General features: G+C 73.4%; 22 protein-coding genes and 1 pseudogene. 10 read left to right on the top strand and 13 right to left on the bottom strand.

All coding sequences use genetic code 11. The features are described 5' to 3' along the window. The 9 genes and pseudogenes from WDV85_RS16770 to WDV85_RS16730 form a co-directional block, all read right to left on the bottom strand. Positions 1-780 (bottom strand): annotated as a pseudogene (locus WDV85_RS16770) (hypothetical protein); the annotation flags it as partial. Between the two features lie 655 nt (positions 781-1,435). Further along, complete coding sequence (locus WDV85_RS16765; RefSeq protein ID WP_339571709.1) at positions 1,436-2,851, bottom strand: nucleotide-binding protein; 1,416 nt, start codon at positions 2,849-2,851, stop codon at positions 1,436-1,438. 35 nt (positions 2,852-2,886) lie between these two features. Then, on the bottom strand, positions 2,887-4,059 hold the full coding sequence (locus WDV85_RS16760) for a M23 family metallopeptidase (RefSeq protein ID WP_339571708.1): 1,173 nt from the start codon (positions 4,057-4,059) through the stop codon (positions 2,887-2,889). Positions 4,060-4,063: 4 nt separating this feature from the next. Beyond that, positions 4,064-4,624: a hypothetical protein gene (locus tag WDV85_RS16755; RefSeq protein ID WP_339571707.1), complete on the bottom strand. Its 561-nt coding sequence runs from the start codon at positions 4,622-4,624 to the stop codon at positions 4,064-4,066. A 33-nt stretch (positions 4,625-4,657) separates the two neighbouring features. Beyond that, on the bottom strand, positions 4,658-5,269 hold the full coding sequence (locus tag WDV85_RS16750) for a hypothetical protein (protein ID WP_339571706.1): 612 nt from the start codon (positions 5,267-5,269) through the stop codon (positions 4,658-4,660). Then, positions 5,266-6,510, bottom strand: coding sequence for an MAB_1171c family putative transporter (locus WDV85_RS16745; RefSeq protein ID WP_339571705.1), 1,245 nt, complete (start codon positions 6,508-6,510; stop codon positions 5,266-5,268). Before WDV85_RS16745 ends, WDV85_RS16750 begins: the two co-directional genes overlap by 4 nt. After that, a complete protein-coding gene (locus WDV85_RS16740) occupies positions 6,507-6,983 on the bottom strand; it encodes a hypothetical protein (RefSeq protein WP_339571704.1) in 477 nt (158 codons plus the stop codon). Before WDV85_RS16740 ends, WDV85_RS16745 begins: the two co-directional genes overlap by 4 nt. Positions 6,984-7,111: 128 nt before the next feature. Beyond that, positions 7,112-7,573, bottom strand: a complete 462-nt coding sequence (locus tag WDV85_RS16735; RefSeq protein WP_339571703.1) for a helix-turn-helix domain-containing protein — start codon at positions 7,571-7,573, stop codon at positions 7,112-7,114. After that, a complete protein-coding gene (locus WDV85_RS16730) occupies positions 7,563-8,078 on the bottom strand; it encodes a helix-turn-helix domain-containing protein (RefSeq protein WP_339571702.1) in 516 nt (171 codons plus the stop codon). The genes WDV85_RS16735 and WDV85_RS16730 overlap by 11 nt, the downstream gene beginning before the upstream one ends. A 205-nt stretch (positions 8,079-8,283) precedes the next feature. On the opposite strand from WDV85_RS16730, the gene WDV85_RS16725 reads away from it, so the two are divergent. The 8 genes from WDV85_RS16725 to WDV85_RS16690 all read left to right on the top strand — a co-directional run bounded on the left by WDV85_RS16725 (position 8,284) and on the right by WDV85_RS16690 (position 17,307). Then, positions 8,284-8,916, top strand: a complete 633-nt coding sequence (locus WDV85_RS16725) for a DUF6668 family protein (protein WP_339571701.1) — start codon at positions 8,284-8,286, stop codon at positions 8,914-8,916. Beyond that, on the top strand, positions 8,916-9,185 hold the full coding sequence (locus WDV85_RS16720; RefSeq protein WP_339571700.1) for a hypothetical protein: 270 nt from the start codon (positions 8,916-8,918) through the stop codon (positions 9,183-9,185). Before WDV85_RS16725 ends, WDV85_RS16720 begins: the two co-directional genes overlap by 1 nt. Positions 9,186-9,189: 4 nt before the next feature. Continuing rightward, positions 9,190-10,089: a hypothetical protein gene (locus WDV85_RS16715; RefSeq protein WP_339571699.1), complete on the top strand. Its 900-nt coding sequence runs from the start codon at positions 9,190-9,192 to the stop codon at positions 10,087-10,089. A gap of 98 nt (positions 10,090-10,187) precedes the next feature. Beyond that, on the top strand, positions 10,188-11,537 hold the full coding sequence (locus tag WDV85_RS16710) for a hypothetical protein (protein ID WP_339571698.1): 1,350 nt from the start codon (positions 10,188-10,190) through the stop codon (positions 11,535-11,537). Continuing rightward, positions 11,524-13,029 carry an SCO6880 family protein gene (locus tag WDV85_RS16705; protein ID WP_339571697.1) on the top strand — a complete coding sequence of 502 codons (1,506 nt, stop codon included), beginning with the start codon at positions 11,524-11,526 and terminating at the stop codon, positions 13,027-13,029. Before WDV85_RS16710 ends, WDV85_RS16705 begins: the two co-directional genes overlap by 14 nt. Then, positions 13,029-14,867: a hypothetical protein gene (locus WDV85_RS16700; RefSeq protein ID WP_339571696.1), complete on the top strand. Its 1,839-nt coding sequence runs from the start codon at positions 13,029-13,031 to the stop codon at positions 14,865-14,867. The genes WDV85_RS16705 and WDV85_RS16700 overlap by 1 nt, the downstream gene beginning before the upstream one ends. After that, positions 14,864-16,699 (top strand): type IV secretory system conjugative DNA transfer family protein, encoded by a 1,836-nt coding sequence (locus WDV85_RS16695; protein ID WP_339571695.1) that lies wholly within the window; start codon positions 14,864-14,866, stop codon positions 16,697-16,699. The genes WDV85_RS16700 and WDV85_RS16695 overlap by 4 nt, the downstream gene beginning before the upstream one ends. Next, a complete protein-coding gene (locus WDV85_RS16690) occupies positions 16,696-17,307 on the top strand; it encodes a DUF4913 domain-containing protein (protein WP_339571694.1) in 612 nt (203 codons plus the stop codon). The genes WDV85_RS16695 and WDV85_RS16690 overlap by 4 nt, the downstream gene beginning before the upstream one ends. Positions 17,308-17,386: 79 nt before the next feature. Here WDV85_RS16690 and WDV85_RS16685 read toward each other — a convergent pair whose 3' ends face one another. From WDV85_RS16685 to WDV85_RS16675, 3 genes are all read right to left on the bottom strand, one after another. After that, complete coding sequence (locus WDV85_RS16685; protein WP_339571693.1) at positions 17,387-18,352, bottom strand: hypothetical protein; 966 nt, start codon at positions 18,350-18,352, stop codon at positions 17,387-17,389. Between the two features lie 106 nt (positions 18,353-18,458). Next, the gene (locus WDV85_RS16680; RefSeq protein ID WP_445263377.1) at positions 18,459-20,087 is read right to left on the bottom strand and encodes a relaxase/mobilization nuclease domain-containing protein; all 1,629 of its coding nucleotides are present in this window, start codon (positions 20,085-20,087) and stop codon (positions 18,459-18,461) included. Next, the gene (locus tag WDV85_RS16675) at positions 20,087-20,536 is read right to left on the bottom strand and encodes a MobC family plasmid mobilization relaxosome protein (RefSeq protein WP_445263375.1); all 450 of its coding nucleotides are present in this window, start codon (positions 20,534-20,536) and stop codon (positions 20,087-20,089) included. The genes WDV85_RS16680 and WDV85_RS16675 overlap by 1 nt, the downstream gene beginning before the upstream one ends. Positions 20,537-20,795: 259 nt before the next feature. Here WDV85_RS16675 and WDV85_RS16670 point away from each other — a divergent pair, with 259 nt between their 5' ends. Beyond that, complete coding sequence (locus tag WDV85_RS16670) at positions 20,796-21,101, top strand: hypothetical protein (protein ID WP_339571690.1); 306 nt, start codon at positions 20,796-20,798, stop codon at positions 21,099-21,101. Further along, complete coding sequence (locus WDV85_RS16665) at positions 21,098-21,649, top strand: hypothetical protein (RefSeq protein WP_339571689.1); 552 nt, start codon at positions 21,098-21,100, stop codon at positions 21,647-21,649. The genes WDV85_RS16670 and WDV85_RS16665 overlap by 4 nt, the downstream gene beginning before the upstream one ends. 219 nt (positions 21,650-21,868) lie before the next feature. Here WDV85_RS16665 and WDV85_RS16660 read toward each other — a convergent pair whose 3' ends face one another. Further along, positions 21,869-22,750 (bottom strand): hypothetical protein, encoded by an 882-nt coding sequence (locus tag WDV85_RS16660; protein WP_339571688.1) that lies wholly within the window; start codon positions 22,748-22,750, stop codon positions 21,869-21,871. Between the last annotated feature and the right edge of the window lie 773 nt (positions 22,751-23,523).

The raw sequence follows: 23,523 nt of genomic DNA, 5'->3' as shown, positions 1-23,523 counted from the left end.
CCGGGCCCGGGCCAGGGCGCGGGTGTGGGCTTGGGCGGCGGCCGAGGTCTGGGAGGGGGAGCGCTGGGGGGTGCCTGCGTCGGTGCGCCAGGCGGCGAGGCGGTGGCGGACCCAGCCGGGGACGTGGCGGACGCCTGTGGTGTGGGGCCAGGGGGTGCCGTCGGGTCGCTCGTCGAGGGCGCGCAGGGTGTCGCGCAGGGTCCAGCCGGCGAGCCAGAACTCGCGCAGCAGGGCGACCACCCAGGGCGCGGTGGTGGCCCGCAGTGGTGGGCACAGGGTTTGGGCGGTGGCAGCGGCAGCGGCCATCTCCGGCTTCGTGGCCGGTCGTCGCGATGGTGGCCACGCGGTGAGCGGACGATCCGCGGTGGGGGGACCGAGTTTCGCGCGCGCGCCTGCGCGGGGGTCTCCTTCGGAGACCGCTTCGCGGGATGGGGTGCCAACTTCATGCACACCCGACAAGGCGCGAGCCGCCTGGTCGTCCTCCCGGCTAGTAGCCGCGGGGGAAGGGCCGGTGAGCAGGCGCAGAGCGTGGGGAACGGCGAGGACGTAGAGGGCGGCGTCGGCGCCGTCGTCGCCGGCCATGGCGGCGGCTCCGGCGGAGCGGCCGGTGGCCACGAGCCCGAGCAGGCCGGTGGCGCGTAGCCAGGCCAGGACGCGGGCGACGGTGCGCCGCGAGCGGCCGGTGCGGGCCGCGAGATGGTCCCAGGTGGGTCGGGTGGTGCCCCAGGTCCAGTCCGCGCACAGGGCGACCTCGCGGGCGATCGCGAGGTAGCTGGCCACGCGGTCGGCGCGCCAGGTCGCCACGTCGGGGTGGGCCGCGACGGCCGCGAGCCAGCGGCGCTGGCCGGGGCAGCGGGTCGACCCGCGCGGGATCGCCGCGGCGATGGCCGCGGGGTGGCGTTCGAGGGCCCGTCGTCCGAGCAGGGCCAGGTGCCCGCGACGACGCCGACGGGACCCCCGTGCGGGGGGCGTGGTGGGCGTGTCGGGGATCGGGTCTGGCCCCTGCCGGTGGGCAGGGGTTATCGTCAGAGCGCAGCACCGCCTCTGTCACAGGAGACGTACTTCGACCGGCTGGTAACCGGTCACTTGCTAGGACGACGGCCCCCGCTCCAACGGGGGCCTTCGTCGTGTCTAGGCCCTGCCTAGCTCACACGCTGCAGCGGCAGCTCCTCTTGGTCTCGGACAGGCGACGGCGCGAGTTCGGGCATTCCCTGATGAGCCGCCAGCGCGGCGGCCACGTAGGAGCTGATGGAGTCGTAGCCCAGGCGCTCTGCGTCTTCGCGCACCGCATCAGCGACGGCGCGAGGAACGCGGGAGGCGACGAGGACTCGGTCTCCCTTGCTCTTCCGACCACCCTGAGAGGTACGCATGGGGCCTACCCAACCCCTGATGCCGAAACAGTTATGGGACGCGCGACGGCGTGTCGCGGAAGTGGTCACGGCTGCGCGTGCCCCGGCTTGGCGAGCTGGTCGACCACCGCGGCGGCCGCGCACAGCCATGCCGTGCGCGTGGAGGAGGACAGCGCGTCGTGGTTGATGACGCCGCCGCCGCTCAGGGCCCGGTCGAAGGGCACCCGAACAACTCGGGCGGGGTCCCCTCCGGTGGCGGCGGCGAAGTGGTCGGTCAGCCGCTTGCGCTCGTCCTCGGGGGTGCGCGGGGAGGGGTCGGACAGGACGGTCACGGCGCGCTCGAGCAGGTGCGCGTAGGGGCCGGCGGCGAGGGCGTCGACCATCCACGCGGCCGAGGCGGCGGAGTCCTCGCGGACGGTGGTGGTGATGACGAGCTGGTCGGTCTGCGCGGCGGCCGCCTGCCAGTTCGCGGACCGGATGTTGTTGCCGGTGTCGATGACCACGAGTCGGTAGAAGCGCTGGATGAGGGTGTGCAGGGCGGCGAAGTCGTCGGCGTCGACGACGCCGGCGCCGGTGGGGTCCTCGTCCGAGCGCAGCACGTCGAAGCGCACGCCGGCCTGGTGGTGGACGTGGGCGTCGAGGTCGCCCAGGCGCCCGGCGGTCGAGATGAGTTCGAGCGCGGCGGCCAGCAGGGTCCGCACGGTCCCGCCGTGCCCGGCGTCGGCCGAGCGAAGGCCCATCGTCCCGCGGGTCTCGTTGTTGTCCCACGCCAGGACCCCGCCGCCGCGGGCCTGGCCGAGGGCGGCCGACAGCAGCAGCGTCGTGGTGGTCTTGCCGACCCCGCCCTTGGGGTTGACGACCATGACCGTGCGCGGGCCCGGCAGCTGGGCCTGCACCGTGGTGGTCAGCTCGAAGCGGGCTGCCTCGGCGGCGCCGGGCGCCAGCGGCAGCCCCACGCTGCGGGCCATCCACCCGCGCCAGCCCTCGCGGGCGCGCTGGGGCAGGGTTCGGGAGGACCGACTGCCGAGCAGGTCCTGGGCATTGGGCCGCGGTGCGGCGGCGACGGGCACCACCCGCGCTGACGTCTCCTCGACGTCCTCAGTCGAGAGGTCGTCCGCGGCCGGGCGTGCGCGGGCAGGAGCCGCCGGGGCCGGTGCGGGCGTGGACCTCGTCGAGGTGGTCGTGGGGGCGAGCCCGGAAGCGGACGCCGTCGCTGGCTCATCGACGGAGACGGGCGCGGAGGTGGTCGGGGCCTCGCCCAGGGTGCCGTCGGGGTGGATGAGCAGGTGCCAGGAGCCGTCAGGGTCGACCACCTTGGCCAGCACGGGCCCGCCCGCGGGCGTGGCAACGGTGGAGGCGATGTGGGCGACGCTGCGGCGGCGGGCGTTGTCGACGTCGGAGGCGGTCAGCTCGTGGGAGACGCCGTTGACGGTGATCTGGGCGGTGCCGTCGGTGGTGACGACGACGTCGACCACCGGAGCGGTAGTGGTGGGCTCTGACATCAGGTCCTCCAGCGGACGTGTGCGGTGGCTGTTGGTTAGGTGAGGGGCGGCAGGTCCACGCCGCGCGCCTCGAGGAAGGGCTCGGGGTCGGTCCGTTCGCCGTTGACGCGGACCTCGAAGTGCAGGTGGCAACCGGTGGAGCCGCCGGAGCTGCCGACGCGGGCGATCTGCTGGCCCGCGGTGACCTGCTGGCCGACGTCGACGAGCAGGTCGTCGGCGTACATGTGGGCGTAGTAGGTGCTCACGCCGCCTGCGTGGTCCAGGACGATCAAGGTGCCGTAGGAGTCACCGGTCGGCCCCGAGCGGGCGACGACGCCGCTGGTGGCGGCGTTGATGGGTGAGTCACAGCCGGGGGCCAGGTCGATGCCGCCGTGCAGGCGCATCTGGCGGCGGATCGGGTGAAAACGCATCCCGTAGCCGGAGGTGTACGGGCCGGCGGCGGGCTGGGCCCAGCCGCCCTCTCCAACGGGGACGGCGGCGCCGTCCTGGCCGCATAGCGCGCGGGTGGTCGGGACCGCTGGCGCCTGAGCGCCGGCCCCCGCGCCGGGGACAGCACTGGGCGAGACCGCTGGCGTTGCGGCGGGAACGACGGCCGGTGGGGGGGTAGCCGGGGCACCGGCCGAGGTGAGGGCGCCGGAGAGGGTCAGAGCGTCGACGACGGCGACGGCGGGGTCCCACCACCGGGTGTAGTGGTTGGGATCGGCGTTCCGCTGCACGCGGTTGGCGACCCGAGTGGGCTGCATCTGGTCGCGTCCCTGGACGCCGGCGAGGACTCGGAAGAACGACGTGGCTGAGCGGTAGGGGTCCATCCGGTCGGCGTAGGAGCCCCAGGCGCCGTTGTCGCGCTGCTGGAACAGGCCCCGGGAGTCGGGGCCGGCGCTGTCGCCGTAGTCCAGAACCCTCAGGGAGGACTCGCCCATCGCGGTCATCACGCCGATGGTCTGGTCCCGGACCGTCAGGCCGAGTGCCGCACCGGCGTTCATGATCTGCGTCGCGTTGGCGAGCTGCTCGCCGGAGTACCCGGCGACCGAGCCGCCGGGGAGGTTGCCGACGTCGACGACGCCACCGGGGGAGGAGCCGCCGCAGCGGGTCTGCTGGGACTGCTCGTAGGCACTGACAGCCCCACCGATGACCAGGGTCCCGGTCATGCACCCGCCGAGCAGCATCACGGGCACTGCGACGAGGGCGACGGCCCCACCGGCCTTCACCGGGTCACCGTCCGACCGGCTGCGAGAGGGCGGCCGGCGGGGTGATCGTCTCGGTCCGCCACGGAGCGGTGGCGTCCTCGCGTGCGAGCAGGACCTCGTACGCGCCGACGTCGGTCGGGACCTCGAGCCGGGCAAGCCACGCCGAGGAGTCGTCGACCAGGACGGCCTCACCGGTGACCTGGCGGGCGGGGACCTCGGTGGGGTCGACCGCGCCGTAGGCGTCCTGCCCGGAGACGGTCATCAGCGGGGCGAGCTCATCCCACCACTGCCGCTCAGGCAGCCCCGGGCGGGCGAAGGCGGTCATGGTAGCGCCGGCGTGCTGGACGGCCGCCTCGCGTGCGTCAGCGTCCCAGGTGGGCGACGGCTCGGCGTCCGGGACGTTTTCGCCGTAGTCCTGGCCCCTCGACAGAGGCGTGGCCGTGGCTGCGGCGGAGGCGGGCGTCGAGGACTCGACGGTGGTCACTGACGGGGCATCGTTTGGTGGGGTGGCACTGCATCCACCGAGCCCGACCACCAGCAGCACAGCCGCCGCCAGCCGGCCCGGCTTGTTCACACCAGTGGACACGCCGTCGAGGTTAGACGACGCCCCGCCTGCCGCCTAGCGCAGCGTGCTGAACAGCGTGGCGGCCACGATCGCGCCGAGGACGGCGCCGCCCACCACCTGCGCGACCGTGTGGTCCCTGAGGGCCACGCGCGACCAGCCGACGGCCAGGACGACCAGGGGCGCGACGACGACGAAGGGGCTGAAGGTCATAGACGCGACGGACACGACGCCGGCGGCCACGCCTGTGTGAACGCTGATCTTCCATACGAGCGTCGTCACGAGGATGAGCAGGAGGCCGACGAGGGCCGCGAGTGTGAGAGCCAGCAGCTCGGTTGGAGCCCCCAGGACGGTCAGCAGGACCAGGCCGGCGAGCACCGAGGCGGCGGCGAAGAGGAAGGGCTTCGTCCGCTGCCGGCGCTCTCCGATGTGGTGGTCTCCGTAGCGCCCCTTCCGCACACCGCGCAGTACGAAGGCGTAGGGCAGGCCGGCTGTGAAGAGAGCAGCTAGCGCCCCCCAGGCGAACCCTTCGATGAGCGTGTTCCCGCTGACTGCTCCGACGAGGAGCTGGACGGCGACTAGGAGGTTTCCAGGCGACAGCAGGTCGGTCAGTGTCCGCGCCAGACCGAGCGCACTCGTGGGCGGCGGTGTCGTCTGCTGAGTGCTCATCGCGCAATGGTGGTGGACGGCTCGGGGTGGTCGATCAGGTCCGCGAGCTTGAGACCGTCACTGCGGCTGCGAGCGATGGCGAGCAGCCTCTCGGCCTCCTCTTCGAACGTCGTCGCCGCCGGCGACCGGGGCCTGGAGGTGCTGGCGATGGGCTGCTCGCCACGAGCCCGTCGTCGGCGGGCGACCTCGAGGACCGCCCGTTGAGCCGTTGCCGAGCGACGTCCCTCGGAGACGGCCGAGGTCCGCGTCGCCTCGTGGGCCGCCCTCACCGCTTCCTCGGAGACGTAAGGACGTAGCGCCAGCTCCCCGTCGAGGATCTCCACGACGCGACGTCGGTATCGGAGCCGGAGCTCGTGGCGGCCTACGAGGCGACTGCCGCGGCGCCGGAGGGTGGCCCGACCGTCCCCATCGCGTGACAGTGCGTCCTCGAGCGAGATGGAGGGCACCACGTCGTGCAGGTCCCTCCACAGCTGCCGGAGGTCGCGGTATCCGCCCAGCGCCGTGAGCCACTCGTCGACGGCGCGGCCCGTGATGAGTCTCCAACCCGTGCCGAGCGCGATAAGCGCCAGGCATGCGGTCAGCATGAAGGCTCCCAACGGTGACGGGGCCACGGTCGCCACGGTCGCGGGGAAGGCAGGAGTGAGAGCCACGAGTGCGAGTTGGAAGGCGACGAAGACAAGCCCGAAACCAGCCCCGGCGGCGATGATGGCCATACTTGTACGGAGAGAACCGTGGGGAAGCTGCTGGCAGTACCAGATGGTGTGCCGGACGATTGATCCCAGGATGGTGCCCATCGCCAGGTAGAAAATACTAAGGAAGGCCGCCATCGTCGGGGCGCTCGAATACGTGGCAACGAGGCTGTCCGTCTGCTGCTCCCGCACCGGGGACAGGATGAATAGGGGGACGAGAACCGCGGCGAAGGCGGCTGTGGCCATCACCCGGCGCCGCCAGCCCTTGCTGGCCACTTTGGGCGGGAAGTAGCCGTGACGGACGACCTCGTAGGCCGCGACGGCGGCCACGAGAGCCACGAGGTACTTGATGAGGTGGGACAGGTTCGTAGTCTCTGTGGCCACCCCGTCCACCGTGACCGCCACAGAGGGCAGGTCCAAGGTCGCATAGATGGCGAGACCGGTCAGGGCGACCCAGAGGAGACGCTTGCGGCCATCCCTTCGCGCTGCGGGCGCCCGCATGAGGACAGCCGCCCAGAGGGCCACCGGGACGGCGAACGACAGGACTGTCACGACGAGGGACCGAGCAGCGCGGCGGCGCGCCCCTGCGCGCTCGCGTCGCCTCGGGCCTCCGCGGCATCGGGGCTACGCACTGAGCCGAGCAGCAGCCACGCGAACATCTCAGCCTCTTGTTCCCGAGCCGTCGTGTAGGACACACGGCCGAGGACACGGGTGAGGAGACTGGGGTTGAGCGCCAGTGTCGGCATCAGCCGGGCACGGTAGACGTCGAGCTCCTGCTGGTCGCAGGGGTGGTCGGCCAGGATATGACCGAGCTCGTGGGCAATGATGTTCTCCCGCAGCGGAAGGCTCACTGCCCCCTCGTAGTAGATGACGTCCCGCTCGGGCATCTGCAGCCACAGGCCACAGGGCATGGTCGGGTCACTCTCGTAGAACGCTCGTAGCTCGATCGGTCGGCCGCGACGCCGCGCTACGTTCTCGCAGAGCGCCTCGATGCTGAAAGGCTCCGGCACATCGACCTCGGCCACCCGCTCCTCGACACGCCGACGGAGAGTGCGCATCGCGCTCGACCTTCGCCCGCGTCGAAATGGAATCAGGGCCATATTCGTCCCTCTGCGTCGTTGTCGACTAGAACCAACTGACCCGCCTTACGGAGTCAACTGCCGTCGCCTTCGTCAGGGTCACTTCTACCTGCTGATTGCTGGTCGCGCTCACGCTGTCGCTCTCGCTCGACGAGGTCATGGACCAAGCGAAGACTCGACGGAGACAACTCGGACGCCCTCAAGGAGATGGCCCGCACGTCCGCGTCCCGCATCGCTGCGAGCAGCTCGAGCTCTGAGTCGATCCGCGCTGCTTCTTCGTCATCGAGGAAGTAGGCAGGGCTCACCTGGAAGTAGTCCGCCAATGCCTGCAGGTGCTTCATCGTCGGGTTGTCCTTGACGCCTGTACGCAACTGCCAGATGTAGCTGGCGGAGATGGCCCCGCCTCGGGCGACAATGGTGTTCGCTACTTCGCGGTAGGTCGCCTCGGGCTCCCCGCTGCGCCGGACGGTCTTGAACAACCTGTCGATCTTCTCGGCCAGCGTCTTGGGACGGGCCTGCTGCTCGTCATCGGCCATCGCTGTCCCTGTCGGCTGGTGTCCCTGTTGCGGGCGCCCATGGTGGCACGGGCACTTCAGCGACAGCTCCGTCATCCGCAGGTGGAGCGCCCTCTCGCGCATCGACCTGTTGGTGAGCGCCGGCGGCGATGCGGTCGCGCAGAGACGGCCAGTGCACCAACCACTCGCGCCCAACCTTCGTGCCGGCGATGTCGCCTTGCCGGATGAGCGCGGTCGTCGTCGACAGCCGCAGGTCCAACAGCTCCGCCAGAGTCCGAGCGTTGACCACCACAGGCTCGGCCAACAGCTCGGGCGTCTCGGCGCGGTGCGGCAACCGCGTTGCGCCCGTGGTCGACAGGTCCGCGTCAGGAAACAGAGCCTTGATGACCGCAGGCCCCCAGTAGCGCCACCGGCGGCCAATCTGGGCACCTGGGATGCGCCCCGTAGCCACCCAGCGGCGGAGCGTCAGCGGGTGCACGCCCAAGGCCGCGGCCAGGTCGTCGGTGTCGTAGAGGTCGGGATGCATCGCGCGGAGCCTAGGGAGACGACGTCGTGTGAGTGGTCACCGACAACACTTCGCCTCCTCCTTCCGGGTCAGCGATTGAGCATCACGACACGTGAGGTTCAGATACACAACGTCGGCGTCGGCGCTTGACGTGGAAGGCTGTGCACATGAGTCTACAGGGGTGCAGTGGCCGCCCCGGCCGCTCTGGGGTAGAGGAGGCGCGACGGTGGGGCGGAACCCATGGCTGACCGCGACGCAGGAGCCGGACAGCACCGAGGACGAGGTCGAGGCGGACCTCGTCGGCCCCGCGTCCCCGCAGCACGGCGTCGACGAGCTGGAGAGCGTCGACCGGCTCGCCCGCAAGACGCCCGAAGTCGCCGCCTCGGTGTGGTGGCTGGGAGCCCACGGTGGCGCTGGCGAGAGCACGCTGACGGAGTACCTGGCCGGGTCCCGTGCGGCCGACCACTGCTGGCCCACCAGCGCGGACGAGGCGACGCCCTCGGCGGTCGTGCTCGTCTGCCGCTCCCACGCCCGCGGCCTGCACGCCGCGCAGCGTGCTCTCACCGACTGGGCTTCTGGCGCCGTCCCCGGCGTGCGCTTGCTCGGCCTGGTCGTCGTCGCGGACGCCCCGGGCAAAACCCCGAAGCCGCTGCGCGACCTGAGCCGCCTGGTCGCCGGCGGCGCACCGAGGAGCTGGCACCTGCCCTGGCTCGAGGCGGCCCGCTTCGCACCCGCCGACGGCACCACCGCCCCCCCGGCGGCGGTGCGGACCCTGCTCCGCGCCGTCTCGCGCCTGTCCACCCCGACCACCACCACCGACGCCGGGGCGACCGCCCCCGACACCCGAGAGGTCTCCTGATGAACACCCTTACCGCTGCCGTCCTCACCGTCGTTCCCGACGCCCCGCCCGCAGCCCCGCCCGGCATGGAGGGTCTGACCACGGTCATCTCCTGGGCCGGCTGGATAGTCCTGGTGCTGTGCGTCATCGGCGTCCTGGTCACCGCCGGTCTGATGGCCGTGTCCAACCGCCGCGGCGAAGGCGGCGAGCACGCCGGCCGCCTCGGTTTCGTGCTCGTGGCCACGGTGCTCGTCGGCGCTGCCGGTGGCCTCGTCGGCGCCCTGGCCTGAGCCGATGGCCTCGACCCCCCTCAGCCGCCTGTCCCGGCGGACACACGAGGACGACGACGGCGCCACGGGCCGCAGCCCGTGGCGCCGTCCCGGCTTCGTCGTCTCCGCGGTGGTCCTGGCCCTCCTCGCCCTCCTGGCGGTCGTCCTGTTCGTCCTGCCGCCCAGCGACGATTACACCCCCCCCCCCCCCCCTCCCCCCCCCCCCCCCCGTCCCGGCTTCGTCGTCTCCGCGGTGGTCCTGGCCCTCCTCGCCCTCCTGGCGGTCGTCCTGTTCGTCCTGCCGCCCAGCGACGAGGACACTGCCGCACCCCAGCCGTCGCCCCAGCCGTCGCCCTCGGCTTCCACGGAGCCCGAGGGGGACGGCGAGCCTGTCGCCGGCGAGAGCGTCTGCGGTCTCGCTCCCGGCTCCCCGGGCATTCCCGTCGAGGCTCCCACCGCGCAGTGGCAGCTCGTCGGGACCACGGCCGTCCCGACCGACCCGGACGGGGCAGGCCCCGGTGTCACCACCGACGACGGCTTCGCCTCCTGCTTCTCCCACGACCCCACCGGCGCCCTCTTCGCGGGCATCAACTGGTGGGCGCAGGGCTTCAACGGTCGCTCTGTTGAGGTCTACGAGGAGCTGACCGCCGAGAGCCCGGAGCGCGACGCGGCCCTCGAGCAGGGCCTTACGGACAACGTGCAGGGCTTCGGGCAGATCGCCGGCTACCGCTTCATCGAGTCCGAAGAGGACCGCGTCGTCTACGAGCTCGCGGTCCGCACCCCGAATGGCTCGCTGGCGTCGTTGCCGACAGCGATGCGCTGGGAGGACGGGGACTGGAAGTTTGTCATCCCCTCCACGGGCAACCCCGGCATCGGCGCGCTAACCGACCTCGCAGGCTTCACGCCCTGGTCTGGGCTCTCGTGAGTGCGTCGGCAGGCTGCGCGCCCGGGGACTTCCTCTGCTCTGTCGGGGAAGGACTCGGCAGCGTCGCGGCAAACATCGCTGAGGACGTCTTCGGGCAGATGGCCGATGCGGTGACCGAGGCTGTCGGGCAGACCGTGGCGGCCCTGGGGACCTTGTGGGTCAACATCGGTACCCCTGTGCTGTCGACCAACCCGGGGACCGGAGCCCCGTCGGATGCGGTCGGCTTCCTCCAGACCAACCTCTACACGCTCACCCTGTCGCTGGCCGTCCTGGCCATCCTCGTGGGGGCGGCCCGCACCGCATGGGAGCGGCGCGGGGAGCCGCTGATCGGGCTCATGACAGCCCTGGTCACGTTCGTGGTCGTCTCCGGCGCCGGGCTGGCCGTCATCGCCCTGCTGGTGACGGCCTCCGACGCGCTGGCCCAGGCTCTCATCGACCGGTCGGTGACCGGCAGCTTCGGGGACAACATGACCGCGCTGCTCCTTGGAGCGACAGGCGCGACTCTCGTGGGTCCGGGGCTGACCTCTTTGGTGGTGATCGTCCTCGGCGGCGCGGCTCTGCTGATGAGCATCGTGCAGATCGTGCTCATGGTGGCTCGCGGCGGAATGCTGGTAATCCTTGCCGGCATCTTCCCCACGGCCGCCGCCTTCACGAACACAGCCATGGGCCGCCAGTGGTTCAACAAGTGCCTGGCCTGGCTCATCGCCTTCATCCTCTACAAGCCCGCTGCCGCCATAGTCTACGCCGCCGCTTTTCGACTGACCGGTAGCGACGTGTTCTCCGACGACGGCACCGGCCTGATCGATCTCATCACCGGCCTGACGCTGATGCTGCTGGCGCTGGTCGCCCTGCCCGCTCTCATGCGCTTCGTCACGCCGATGGTCGGGGCGATGGCCTCCGGCGGCGGCGGGACGGCGGCGCTGGCCGCCGCGGCACTGCCCACCGGCGCCATCATGGCTGGGAGGGCGTTGGCCAACCGCGCCGCCAGCAACGGCGGCGGCGGTGGTGGCAAGGAGTCCTCGTCGGCGGGTGGCCGAGGCGGCACCGGCCCCTCCGGCCTCTCCGGCAGCGACGGCCCCTCCGGCGCCGGCCCTTCCGGTGGCGGGAGCACGAGCTCCAAGGGCGCCAAGGGCGCTAAGAGCACCGGCGGCGAGCAGGCGCCCTCCCCGACCGCAGCCGGGGCCACGACTCCTGCCGGTGCGGGCGCACCGGCCACGGCCAGCGCCGGCGCCGGCGGCGCCGGTGCCGGTGCCGCGGGTGGCGCGGGTGGCGCTGGTGCGGCCGGCGGTGCCGCCGCGGCCGCCGCAGGCCCGGTCGGCATCGGCGTTGCCGCGGCGGCCAAGGGCGTCGAAATCGCAGACAAGGGTCGCAAGGCGGCCGCCCAGGCAGGACGAGACGCCGCGGACTCCGCGACGGGTGAGGGAGGCGGCCCCAGTGGCAGTCGTTGAGCGCAGCGCGCGCACCTACGGGAACTGGCGGCGGCCGCTGTCGGCCGGGATCGGCTCCTTCGGACTGATCGGCACCGCCATCGTCTTTGCCGGCTTCATCGCCATGATCGTGGCCAACGCCATCGGCGGGCTGATCCCCGCCGTCATCACCGCCCTGGTGGCCGTGGCCGCCCTCGGCGTGGTCGTCATCCGCGACCGCCACGGCCGCTCCATCGGCCAGCGCGTCGTCGGTCGGATGGCCTGGGCCAACGCCCGGCGCCTGGGCGGGCACCTGTACCGCTCAGGGGTCCTCGGGCGCACCCGGTGGGGCACCCACCAGCTCCCCGGCCTGCTCGCGGCGTCCTCGCTGTCGGAGCACCTCGACTCCTACTCGCGCCGCTTCGCGCTGCTGCACGTCCCGTCCACCGGCCACTACACGGTGGTGCTGGCCACCGAGCCCGAGGGCGCCGCCGGCGTCGACGCCGAGCAGGTCGACTCCTGGGTCGCCAACTGGGGTGCGTGGCTGGCTCAGCTGGGCGACGAGCCTGGACTGACCGCCGTCTCGGTGACCGTCGAGACCGCCCCGGACACCGGCACGCGGCTGCGCCGCGAGATCGCCCTACACGCCGACCCCGATGCCCCGGTCGTCGCGCAGGCGATCCTTGCCGAGACCGCCCGCACCGCCCCCGACGGCGCCGCGACCGTCCGCGCCTGGGTCGCGCTGACGTTCACCGCCGCCGCCGGCCCCGCCGGCGGGCGCCGCCGCAAGGCCGACGAGGTCGGCCACGACCTCGCCGCCCGCCTGCCCGGCATCAGCGCCGGGCTCGAGGCCACCGGCGGGGGCGTCGCCCGACCGCTGTCCGCCCAAGGTCTGTGCGAAGTCGTGCGCGGCGCCTTCGACCCCGACGCCGTCCGGCTCCTGGAGGAGGCGCACGCCGTCGGCGCGACGCCGGAGCTGTCCTGGACCGACGTCGGCCCCACCGCCACCGAGTCGACCTGGGACCACTACCGCCACGACAGCGCGCTCTCGTGCACCTGGTCGATGACCGTGGCGCCCCGCGGCACCGTCCGGTCCTCGGTGCTCGAGCACCTGCTCGCCCCGCACCCGCGGGTCGACCGCAAGCGGGTCACGATGCTCTACCGCCCGGTCGACTCCGCCCGCGCCGCGCGGATCGTCGAGCAGGACAAGCGCAACGCCGACGTCCGCGCCACCAGCACCAAGCGACCGTCCTCGCGTGTCCTCGTCGAGCAGCGCGCCGCGACCGCGACCGCCGACGAGGAGGCCGCCGGCGCCGGGCTGCTGTCCTTCGGGATGCTCGTGACCGCCACCGTCTCCGACGCCGCCCGGCTCGAGGACGCGATGGCCACCGTCGACAACCTCGCCGCGACCGCACGGCTGACGTTGCGCCCGGTCCACGGCTCCCAGGACTCCGCCTTCGCCGCGGCCCTGCCGCTTGGCCTGCACCTGCCGGCGCACCTCAAGGTGCCCGACTCGATCCGAGAGGCCCTGTGATGGCCCTGCACCTGCCCCGCCAGCTCTCGCGCAAGCAGACGGCCGCCCGACCTGCTCAGGCCGACGCAGCGACGCCGAGCACCCAGCAGCCCGTCGACGAGCCGTCCGGCCGCGCTGCGATGGCCCCGCGGCCGCCGGCCCGCGGATGGACGGGTCGCGGCGCTGGCGGCGCCGGGTACGTCCAGGCCGCCTCGATGTGGCGCTCGACGACGGTGCAGGCCTGCGGGCTGTGGCCGTGGTCGGCCGGCACCGGGTCCCCGATGGTGGGGGTGCCGATCGGGCGGAACATCGACACCAACGCACCGGTGTGCGCCGACCCGATCAGCTGGTTCCAGCGCGCCAACCTCATCTCCAACCCGTCGGCGTTCGTGCTCGGCAAGCCGGGCCTGGGGAAGTCGACGATGGTGCGGCGCTGGTGCGCCGGGCTGACCGGCTACGGCACCATCCCGCTGGTCCTGGGGGACCTCAAGCCCGACTACGTCGACCTCATCCGCGCCCTGGGCGGGCAGGTCATCGAGCTCGGCCGCGGCCGCGGCTACCTCAACGTCCTGGACCCGGGCGAGGCCCGCGCGACCGCCGCCCGCCTGACCGGCTCGGCGGCCGCGAAGGTCGCCGCCGACGCCCACGGCCGCCGGCACCAGATGGTCGCCTCGCTCATCAGTATCGCCCGCAAGGCACCGCCCACCGACCGGGAGGAGTCGATCCTCGACCGGGCCCTGCGGGTGCTGGACGACCGCGCCGCGGCGGGTGCGGTGCCCGTGCTGGGCGACCTGCTCCAGGTCATCCGGGAGGCCCCCGAGGACGTGCGCGCGGTGGCTCTGGACCGCGGCAACATCGATCGCTACCGCGACATCACCGAGGGCCTGGAGGCGACCCTCATCGGCCTGACCGGCACCGGCCGGCTCGGGGAGATGTTCTCCCAGCCGACGACCACGCCGATGCGCCGCGACGCGCCGGTGGTCTTCGACGTGTCCTCGATCGACGAGTCCGACACGGACCTGTCCGCCGCGGCGCTGCTGGCGTGCTGGTCCTACGGCTTCGGGGCGGTCAACAACGCCAACGTCCTGGCCGACGCCGGCCTGGAGCCCCGACGGCACTACTTCGTCGTCCTGGACGAGCTCTGGCGCGCCCTGCGCGCCTCCCGGGGCCTGGTTGAGCGGGTCGATGCCCTCACCCGGCTCAATCGCCAGCGCGGGGTGGGCCTGGCGATGATCACCCACACCATGTCCGACCTGGACGCCTTGCCCGACGCCGACGACCGGATGAAGGCCCGCGGGTTCGTCGAGCGTGCCGGGATGCTCGTGGCGGCTGGGCTGCCCGAGGCGGAGATGTCCAAGCTGACCCAGGTGGTCCACCTGTCACGCACCGAGCAGAACAAGCTCGTGTCCTGGACCGACCCGCCGGTGTGGGACCCGGTCGAGGAGGAGGAGAAGGCCCCTCCCGGCCAGGGCAACTTCCTGGTCAAGGTCGGCGGCCGCACGGGCATCCCCGTCCACGTCGACCTCACCCCCGCCGAGCTCTCGCTCAACGACACCAACAAGCTCTGGCGCGAGGTCTCCCGCTCCGGGCGGGTCGACGACCTGATCGACGCCGAGGGGGTGCGCGCCGTCGTCGACGAGGGCGTGGCCGACGCACCGGTCAACCTCGCCGGCCACGACGACGGGTCCCTGGCTGCCGGCGACGTCCCCACCGGGGACTCCCTCTTCGGCGCCGACGAGACGACCTCGACGGCGCTGCCGGTGGCCGCGCTCGAGGTCGACGGGCCGTCGGCCCCCGACCCGCAGGACCCGGACACCGCCGCCGCTGACAATGATCACGCCGCGGAGGGTCACCGGTGAGCGCCCCGTCGCGTCGCGCGGGCGGCAACGCCGACGCCAGCGGCTACCTGCTGCTCGGCGGCGTCCTGGTCGTCCTCGCGCTGCTGGGCGCCTTCTGGGCGGTGCTGCACGGGGCCGCCGCCCTCGACGGGACCGCCGCCCTGCCGGCCAACCCCTTCGACCTGGTCTTCGCGCTCATCGCCGGCGAGGTCGCGTGGACGACGACCGCGACCGTTCTGGCGGTCGCCGCCGGGCTGGTGCTCCTCATCGCCGGCGTCGTCGCCGCCGTGGTCCTCGCCCGGCGGGCGGCCAAGCGGGCTCGCGTCGACGTCGCCGCGACCCACATGGGCCGCGGCCGCGACATCGACGGGCTGCGCGCGAAGACCGCCACCGCGACCGCCCAACGCCTCGGGGTGGCCACCGACGCCCCCGGCCTGCCGCTGGCTCGCACCGTCGCCGGTGGGGCGCTGCTCTACACCGGCTGGGAGGACGTCGCGGTCGACATCTGGGGACCGCGCACCGGCAAGACGACCTCCCGCGCGATCCCCGCGATCCTCGACGCCCCGGGCGCCGTCATCGCCACCTCCAACAAGCGCGACCTCGTCGACGCCACCCGCGACCCCCGCGCCGCGCACGCCGCGACCGCCAACGGGGACAACGGCTCCGGCAGCGCCGTGTGGGTCTTCGACCCCCAGGCCATCGCCGGGGAACAGCCGACCTGGTGGTGGAACCCGCTGACCTACGTCACCGACGAGGTCAAGGCGACCCAGCTGGCCGACCTGTTCGCCGCGGCCTCCCGCGACCCGGGAGCCCGCAGCGACGCCTTCTTCGAGCCTGCCGGACGGGGCCTGCTGGCCAACCTCCTGCTGGCCGCGGCGCTCGACGGGCGGCCCCTGACGGACGTCTACCTGTGGGTCTCCGACGAAGGCGACAGCACGCCCGTCGAGGTCCTGCGCGAGGGCGGCTACCCAATGAACGCGGCCGCGGTCTCCGGCGTCATCAACTCCGCCGACAAGCAGCGCGCTGGCGTGTACGGCACGGCGCAGCAGCTCGCCTCGTTCATGACCAACCGCAAGGCGATGGCCTGGGTGACCCCGCCCGCCAAGGGCAACAACCCCTGGCTGGCAGCCGGTCGACCCGAGTTCGACCCCGCCGCCTTCGTCCGCTCCGCCGGCACCCTCTACTCGCTGTCCAAGGAGGGCCAGGGCTCCGCCGGCCCGCTCGTGACGGCACTGACCGTGGCCATCACCGAGGCCGCCGAGGACCTCGCCAAGACACTGCCCGGCGGACGACTCGCGGTGCCGATGGTCGCCGTCCTCGACGAGGCCGCCAACGTCTGCCGCTGGCGCGAGCTGCCGAACCTATACAGCCACTACGGCTCCCGCGGCATCGTCATCATGACGATCCTCCAGTCCTGGTCCCAGGGCGTCGAGGTCTGGGGCCGCGAGGGCATGCGCAAGCTCTGGTCGGCCGCCAACATCAAGGTCTACGGCGGCGGCGTCTCCGAGGTCGAGTTCCTGACCGAGCTGTCCACCCTGATCGGGGAGTACGAGCGCACGGCCACCTCGACCTCCTCCTCTCGCCACGGCCGCTCGACGTCGCGGTCGGCCACCCGCGAGAAGGTCCTGGACGTCGCGGACCTTGCCGCGCTCTCGCGCGGCCGTGCCGTCGTGCTGGCGTCGGGCTCCCGCCCGACCCTGGTGCGGACCCTGCCCTGGATGACCGGCCCGCACGCCGAAGCCGTGACCGCCTCCATCGCCGCGCACGACCCGGCTGCCGCCGAGACCATCGCAGCGGCCTCCAGCGCCCCTGCGGACGGCGCCACGACCGCCGAGCAGCGGGGGGCCGCGTGAGCAGCCCAGGTGCCTGGGATGACGAGGACGAGCCGGTCGCCTCGGTGCACGAGCTCCACCAGCGCCGCGACGAGCTGACCCTGCCCGCGCTGCGGGCCGGGATGGACGCGGCCGTCCAGCGCGCCGTGCAGAAGCGGCTCGAGGACGTGGCGACCGCCGCCGTCGACGAGGCCTTCGACGACGACGTGATGGCCGACCTCGCCGACGTCGCCCGCTCTGGTGCGGTCGAGGTGGTCTCCCCGGACCAGCCGCCCGCGCTGTTCTACGCCACCCTGCCGGACTTCGTGGAGGGCTTCCTGGCCACCACCTACGCCCGCAGCTTCGACCTGCGCGAGCTCACCTGGTGCCCGCAGTGGTGGCGTCACTCCGAGGCCGTCGTCCGCCTCGACGCCATCTGGCGCGCCTGGGAGCACCTGCGCAAAGACCCCACCGTCGGGACCTCGACGTGGCTGCTCCAGCACGGCGACCCGAACATGAACGTCCTCATGAGCGCCGACGGCCCCCTCAAGGGGTGCAGCCCCGACAAGGGCCACAGGGAGCCGCCCTGGCGCCGGCTCCCGCTGGAGAAGCCACCACCCGGCCTCTACGACGCCGGCGACGACGCCTGACCGGCAACCCCGCCAGGACCCGGACAGGCAGCAGGGGGCGACACCCACGGTTTCCCCCCCTGCTGCTGCCCCGTCTTCCTCAGCGCTCGATGCCCTGGCTCTTCGCGCGTGCCTTCCCGAAGGGCAGCCTGCGCCGACCCGCCGCCTGCGCCGCCGGAGCCTGCTCGTGAGCGATGTCGCTGGCCGGTCGCGCGTTCGCGGTGTCGGCCGCCATCCGCGCCTCGATGGCCTCGGCGTGCTCGGGTCCCAGCTTGCCCTCCAGACGGCTCTGGGTCTGCGCCCGCCGCTCGTGGCTGTCGTAGGCCGGGCCCTGCGCACGGGCCGTCCCTGACGCGCTTTCCGCCCGTCCTGCGGCCCCTAGAGCGGCCGACCGCTCGGCATCGGCACCGGCGGCGCGGCTGTCGGCGGCAGCACCGTCCTGGCCGCGCTGGCCGGCCTCCTGCTCCGCGCTGTCGGCGCGCTCGAGCAACGGCACCTCGCCGCCCTGCTCGCCACTGAGGTCGTCAGCGGCGGCGCGCTCGTCAGCGGCCTCGCCTGCCAGGAGGGTGGCCACCACCCGCTCCTGATCGGCCTCTGACCGTGCACGGTCACCGTCACGGCCGGCACGCTCAGCGGCCTCCCGCTCCTGCCGCGCACGGTCGTCCATCGCGCGGCTGACGGCGTCCTGGCGGTCGGGGTCGAGGGCGTCGACGTCGATGCCATAGCGGGTGCGGACCTGCTCGCGGATCGTCTCGGTGGCGCGGCGGGCGTCCGGCTCGACGTCCTGCCACTGCTGGGCGGTCTGCCACGCGGCCTCGATGTCGCGGGGGGTCGCCCGCTCCCACCAAGCGTCGCGCTCGATCGGCGCCAGCGACGCCCGTGCCGTGGTCCGCTCGGCGGCCACCCGGGCGGCCAGGTCGCGCGCGGCCTGGACCGACTGCTGCTCGGCCTCACGCGCCGCACGCTCCCGCTGACGGGCCAGCTCCTCCGCGACGCGCCCGGCCACCAGCAGGGCCACCCTGACCTGTCCCTCGAAGGCTTCCTCGATGCCGTCCGACTCGCTCATGCCGCTCCCCCTCGTCGTGCCGTTGGTGGTGCCTTAGGTCGTGCTCCAGATGGCGCTCCGACCGGCACTCCGGTCGGTGCAGTGGTGGTCACGGCCCCGGTCCTCGTCACCGCTCGACGCCGCGGTCCGGGCCAGGTCGCGCCGGCGCCTGCGGGGCCCTGGTGGGCTCGGCCAGCCGCTCCGGCACCGGCGACCCCAAGGGCCGGTGCATCGGCCCGTTCGCCTCGCGCACGAAGTCCGCGATCCTGCGCGCGTCCTCGTGCTCCTGTGCCGTGCCCGTCGAGGCGACGACCGGGCGAGACCCGTCCAGACCCCGCTCGGAGACCCACTCCGGCACCGGACGCTCGCGCATCACCGGCCGCAGCTCGTGCTTGACCGTGGCCGCCAGGTGCGCCGCCGAGCGGGCCTGCCCGCTGGCGACCTGCGCGTCGTGGATGGCTTGCGCGGTCTTGAGGAGCTGGCGCACCAGGACCGCCTCAGCGGCGCGCCCACGGCCGTTGTCGGCCGCCGTCATCAGCATCAAGGTCGTGCCGCGCAGCGACGGCCGCGCAGCCGCCCGCGCCGCCCTCGGCGCCTCGACGTGCGCCCGCGTCTGGGAGTACCGCGCCAGTGCGTCCGAGGACCGCGCCAACCGCCCGGGCTTGGCCTCCACGCGGTTGGACCACGCGGCCAGGGCGCCGGAGGTCTGCCGGGCGGCGTGCGCCCACCCGGCCCTGTCGGCCGGGTCCAGGGACGCCAGGTGCGCGCGCATCGCCTCGACCTCGCGGGTGCACGCCACCAGGTGCTCGTCGCCCACGGTGACCCGCGGCCCGCGGGCCCGGCCGGCGGGCTGACCGCGCCGCGCGGCCTGCCACTGCGCGACCGCGGCCTGGGACGCCTCGGGCGAGTCGGGCCACCCCTGGCGCAGCCGGGCGATGGTCAGGTCCCGCCCCAGGTGCCCTCCGCCGAACCACACCGGACGCTGCCCGGGAGCCGGCTTGGCGGCCACGCTGTAGCCGGTGACGACGTCGTCGCGCCCGGCGGCGTAGCGCGCCCGGACCCACATGCCCTGCTCGCGCAGACCGGTCACGAAAGCAGCCTCGTCCGGTGCCGCACCGGCGACCGCGCGGACGCTGCGGGCCAGCGTCAACCGCTCCGGCTCGAGCGCACCGGAGCGCTCCGCGCGGGCCTGCTCCGCGGGCGACACGCCCCGGGTGCCGCGGTCGGCGTCGCGGGACTCCACGACCTCCAGGCCGTACTTCTTCTCCAGTTCGCCGGCGACCTGCTGCGCGCGGGCGAAGTCCTTCCAGGTGTTCGCTTTGGTGCCGTCCTGGCGGACCAGCGACACCACCAGGTGCACGTGGTCGTTGCCCGCGGTGGACAGCCCGTGGCGCACCGCGACCCACCGGCACGGCGCCTTCCCCGACGCCTCGGTGAAGCCCATGCGGTCGACGAAGTCCCGGCTGATGTCGGCCCACTTGCCGTCGTCGAGCTGGCCTTCCTCGGCCCTCAGCGACAGCGAGCAGTGCCACACCGAACCGCCGGGCACCTCGACGCCGTACAGAGCGCGGGGCCGGTCCAGGTGACGTGCGACCTCCAGGGCGCTGACGCGATCCAGCTCGGCGTCGTCGTGCCAAGCCATCACCGGCTCGTCGCCCGCCACCAGGTGCGGCTCGGTGTGCTCATTCGCCCGCCCGGGCCCGACGAGGTAGGACAGCAGGCCGCCCATCCGGTCGCCCCGGGTGACGTTGGGCATCACGGCTTGGCGATCCCGTCCAGGACGTCGTCGATGCGGAGCGCCAGCGTCCGCACCCGCGCCAGCACCGCCCGCGCCTCGGGAGGGAACTCCTCGCCGGCGTTGGCGTGACGCGCGAGCTGGTTGACGTTCGTGGCGATGCCCGCGAGCTGCCGGTGCACCGACAACAGCTCCGACATCGCCGCCCGGCGCTGCGCCGGCGTCTCCCCCTGCGGCGCCATCGCAGACTCCACCAGCAACCGCACGACCGTCACGCCCTGGGACTCCGCCAGGCGCACGAGCACGGCCTCTTCCTCCGGCGTCACCGACACCTTGTGGTGGTGCAGCCGACCCCCCGGCACGTTCGCCCGGCGACGTCGCCCCAGCGCCCGCCACGGCGACACCGAGCCAGGCGAGGACGACCCCGAACCCGGCGACGACTCCGGCGACGCCGACGTGTCATCCGTCATCTCCGGTCACCTCCCCGAGGTGTCGTCCCTGCTCTTCGGCTTGAGCACCTGGCCCAGCGCAGCGCCCCACCCACCGGTGGGCCCCTGCACACGCAGTGTGCCGCCACCTGACGAGCCTGTCGAGCGGTTGGCCCATTTAGGGAACCTAAATGCTTAGCTTGCTCTGCTTCTCACCTGACGTAGCACTGCGCGCGAAGCGCTCCGCCCGGCTCCAGAGCGGCACCTGACGGTGACGCCCTCAGGCCACTAGCGTGGCCCCATGACCACCACCGACCCGGACACCATCGAGTCGGGCCTACGCGCCCTCGTCGACGCCCGCATGGACGCCGGCCGCTCCCTCGCCCGCGCCGCCGCCGAGCGCGACAGCATCCGCGAGGCCCTCGCCGCCGCCGACGCCAAGTACGCCGGCGAGCACGCCGCCGCCCTGTCTGCCGGGTGGACCGCTGAGGAGCTCAAAAAGGTTGGACTGACTGCGCCCACCACCACAGCGCCTCGCCGGACCCGCCGCCGTCGAGCCGCCTCCACCAGCGACCAGCCCGCAGGCGCGCCTACCGAGGCACAGTGACCGCACTCCTTCCGCTGGTCCTCATCTCAGGCAGCGCTGCGCCCGCGTGGCTTACGGCCGCCATAGGCGCGGGCGCCGTCATCGCCGCGTCGTTGATCACTCTTCTCGGCGTCGTCGTGACGCAGCACCGCGCGGACAGCAGGGAGCAGCGACACCGGACTGACGACCGGACCTGGCGGCACGAGGACTGGGCCCGCGACCGTAAGCACGAGGCTCACGCGGCCTACATCTCCGAGGCCGGACGACTAGACCGGCTAGCCGCAGCTCATAGCCGCGGTGACTACGGAGACCTAGCTGACGACTGGGACTGGCAACTCATCCACCTTCACGTAGAGGTGAGCCTCTTCGGGTCGACAGACGCGGCCACCGCCGCGCAGGACCTCCACGCCGCCATCCGTACCGTCGCCGAAGAGGGCAGCGTCGGCTCCCTCACTCGCAGCACCGCCGCAATGACGCAGTACCGCCACGCCGTCCAGGACGACCTTGGCCTTCCTCACACGATGCTGCCGGACTGGTCCGCCAGCGTGGCCAAGACACAAGCCCGCTAGCCCCTCGCCCACCTATGGACGACCCGAGCTAACAGCGGCTCGGTTCGCCCACAGGTGGACGATGGGACCCACCTGACCACCCGCGCACAACCGGCGCCCTCACCACTCCGCGTACGTCACCACCGCGTGCGCCGGCCGTGCACGGCCTGCACCCAGCACGCTCACCTCCACCCCCGCGAGAGCACGCCCCACCACCAACCAGCCGCGCGACCGGGACCGCTACCGGGGCGCGTAGCGCCCCCGGCCCACCCGCACCAGCACCGGGGACGTGCGCGCCAGCTGCGTCGCCGTCGACGCCGTGTACCCCGCTGCCCGCAACGCCCCCGCGAGGTCGACAGCGTCGGCGCTCCCACCGGCCGCCGCGACCGCCTCGAGCAGCACGCTGTCGCTGGCCACCGCCAGGTCCGACGAGCACCGCAACACCGCCCCCGTCCCCGCCCTCCTGGCGGCCGGGGCGACGAGCAGGCCCAGCGCGTCGAGCCACGCGGCCATCACGCGAGCTGGTGGAACGCACGCGTCTCGCCGGGTCGCCGGAGGAAGCCGGTCGACGACGTCGACGACCGCGGCGTGCAGCTCCTCGACGTCGTAGCCGCGGGCGGCCAGCAGCCGCACCGCGACCGACGTCACCAGGCCCCGCTTGCGCACCAACGGGCGCCGCCACGCCCACCACGACCCATCCCCGCCCTCGTGGGTCTGCCAGCCCTTCTCCCGCTCGAGGACGGCGCGCACCGCGACCACCGGCACCCCCGCGCCCGCGGCGACCTCGGCCAGGTCGACGACGTCGCCCCGGCGGTCCGCGGCGACCACCGCGCCCATCACCGACCTCTTCAACGCGGCCCGGCCCGCCGGCGCCACCACCACCGCCGGCGCCTCACCGAGCGCGCCCGCCCCGACGGGGCTGGCGGTCAGGAGCTGCACGAAGGTGGCGGGCCCGAAGACCTCCGCCGCGCGCAGCACCCCGCCCGGGTGCACCGGCCCGGCGCACACCCCGGCCTCGAGCAGGGCCGCAGACGCCTCCTCGGCGGTCCGTACCGGCCCGCCCTCCAGCACGCCCACCGCCGCGACCAGCGACGCCGGCGGGCCCGCGTGCCGAGCAACCATCCGCACCCGCGGCAACAGCCCCCGCACCCACCCCACCGGCCGCCCCACCGCTTCGGCTGCCCGCGCGGCGGGCACGGGCGGGCCGCCGTCGACACCCAGCAGGTGCGTTCTCAGCACCGCCCACGCCTCCGGTCGCCCGGGCAGCGCCTGCGACAGCACTAAGGCGACGGCGTCCTCGACTGGGCCCGGCGCCGGGGTCGACGGCCACGACGAGCGACGTCCCTGCTCGACGACCACGCGCGCCCTCCCCACCCGATGGGGGAGGGGACCTGGACTCGTCCTCTCCCGACGCCGGATCGTGTCAGCGCCGCCGCCGGCGTCAAGGGCGCATCCGCGTCGCTCCGCGATGACCCTGCGGGCCACCCCTGACCCCACCGCCAACGCCGACGAGCAGGCATCTATCGGGAACGGGGGCCGTGCAGCGGCCGTCCGCACCGGAGAAGGGCTCATCACCCGACGTCCGGGTGGCCACGACGGCCTGCCCTCACGCGCGTGCGCTCAGTAGTCGCGGCCGAGAGCAGCAGGAAGCACCCTCAGGGCACTGTCGCAAAACCTCGGGCGCCGTTGCTTTGTGGACACACCGCCGTCTCACGCGCTAACGTACGAGCACGAGAAAGGGGCCGACGCCGAGGCGCCGACCCCTTCCCGATCCCCTCCCACAGGGACTTCCACCCAGCGCCATACCCGGACGCGGGGTGTCCCCACTCGCCCCCCTAGCAGCCAACGATGCTGCGAGAAGGGGGTTCGTGGAAGCTAGTCCGAGTCGGCCGCGG

The organism is Pseudokineococcus sp. 5B2Z-1 (assembly GCF_037482305.1).
Lineage (GTDB): Bacteria > Actinomycetota > Actinomycetes > Actinomycetales > Quadrisphaeraceae > Pseudokineococcus.
This window is presented reverse-complemented; position numbering and strand designations above follow the sequence as displayed.

Excerpts from the sequence above, each read along its gene's own strand:
- WDV85_RS16765 (WP_339571709.1), bottom strand. The coding sequence starts at position 2,851 with ATGTCAGAGCCCACCACTACCGCTCCGGTGGTCGACGTCGTCGTCACC.
- WDV85_RS16750 (WP_339571706.1), bottom strand. The coding sequence starts at position 5,269 with ATGAGCACTCAGCAGACGACACCGCCGCCCACGAGTGCGCTCGGTCTG.
- WDV85_RS16735 (WP_339571703.1), bottom strand. The coding sequence starts at position 7,573 with ATGGCCGATGACGAGCAGCAGGCCCGTCCCAAGACGCTGGCCGAGAAG.
- WDV85_RS16730 (WP_339571702.1), bottom strand. The coding sequence starts at position 8,078 with ATGCATCCCGACCTCTACGACACCGACGACCTGGCCGCGGCCTTGGGC.
- WDV85_RS16720 (WP_339571700.1), top strand. The coding sequence starts at position 8,916 with ATGAACACCCTTACCGCTGCCGTCCTCACCGTCGTTCCCGACGCCCCG.
- WDV85_RS16715 (WP_339571699.1), top strand. The coding sequence starts at position 9,190 with ATGGCCTCGACCCCCCTCAGCCGCCTGTCCCGGCGGACACACGAGGAC.
- WDV85_RS16710 (WP_339571698.1), top strand. The coding sequence starts at position 10,188 with ATGGCCGATGCGGTGACCGAGGCTGTCGGGCAGACCGTGGCGGCCCTG.
- WDV85_RS16700 (WP_339571696.1), top strand. The coding sequence starts at position 13,029 with ATGGCCCTGCACCTGCCCCGCCAGCTCTCGCGCAAGCAGACGGCCGCC.
- WDV85_RS16685 (WP_339571693.1), bottom strand. The coding sequence starts at position 18,352 with ATGAGCGAGTCGGACGGCATCGAGGAAGCCTTCGAGGGACAGGTCAGG.
- WDV85_RS16680 (WP_445263377.1), bottom strand. The coding sequence starts at position 20,087 with ATGCCCAACGTCACCCGGGGCGACCGGATGGGCGGCCTGCTGTCCTAC.
- WDV85_RS16675 (WP_445263375.1), bottom strand. The coding sequence starts at position 20,536 with ATGACGGATGACACGTCGGCGTCGCCGGAGTCGTCGCCGGGTTCGGGG.
- WDV85_RS16670 (WP_339571690.1), top strand. The coding sequence starts at position 20,796 with ATGACCACCACCGACCCGGACACCATCGAGTCGGGCCTACGCGCCCTC.
- WDV85_RS16660 (WP_339571688.1), bottom strand. The coding sequence starts at position 22,750 with ATGGTTGCTCGGCACGCGGGCCCGCCGGCGTCGCTGGTCGCGGCGGTG.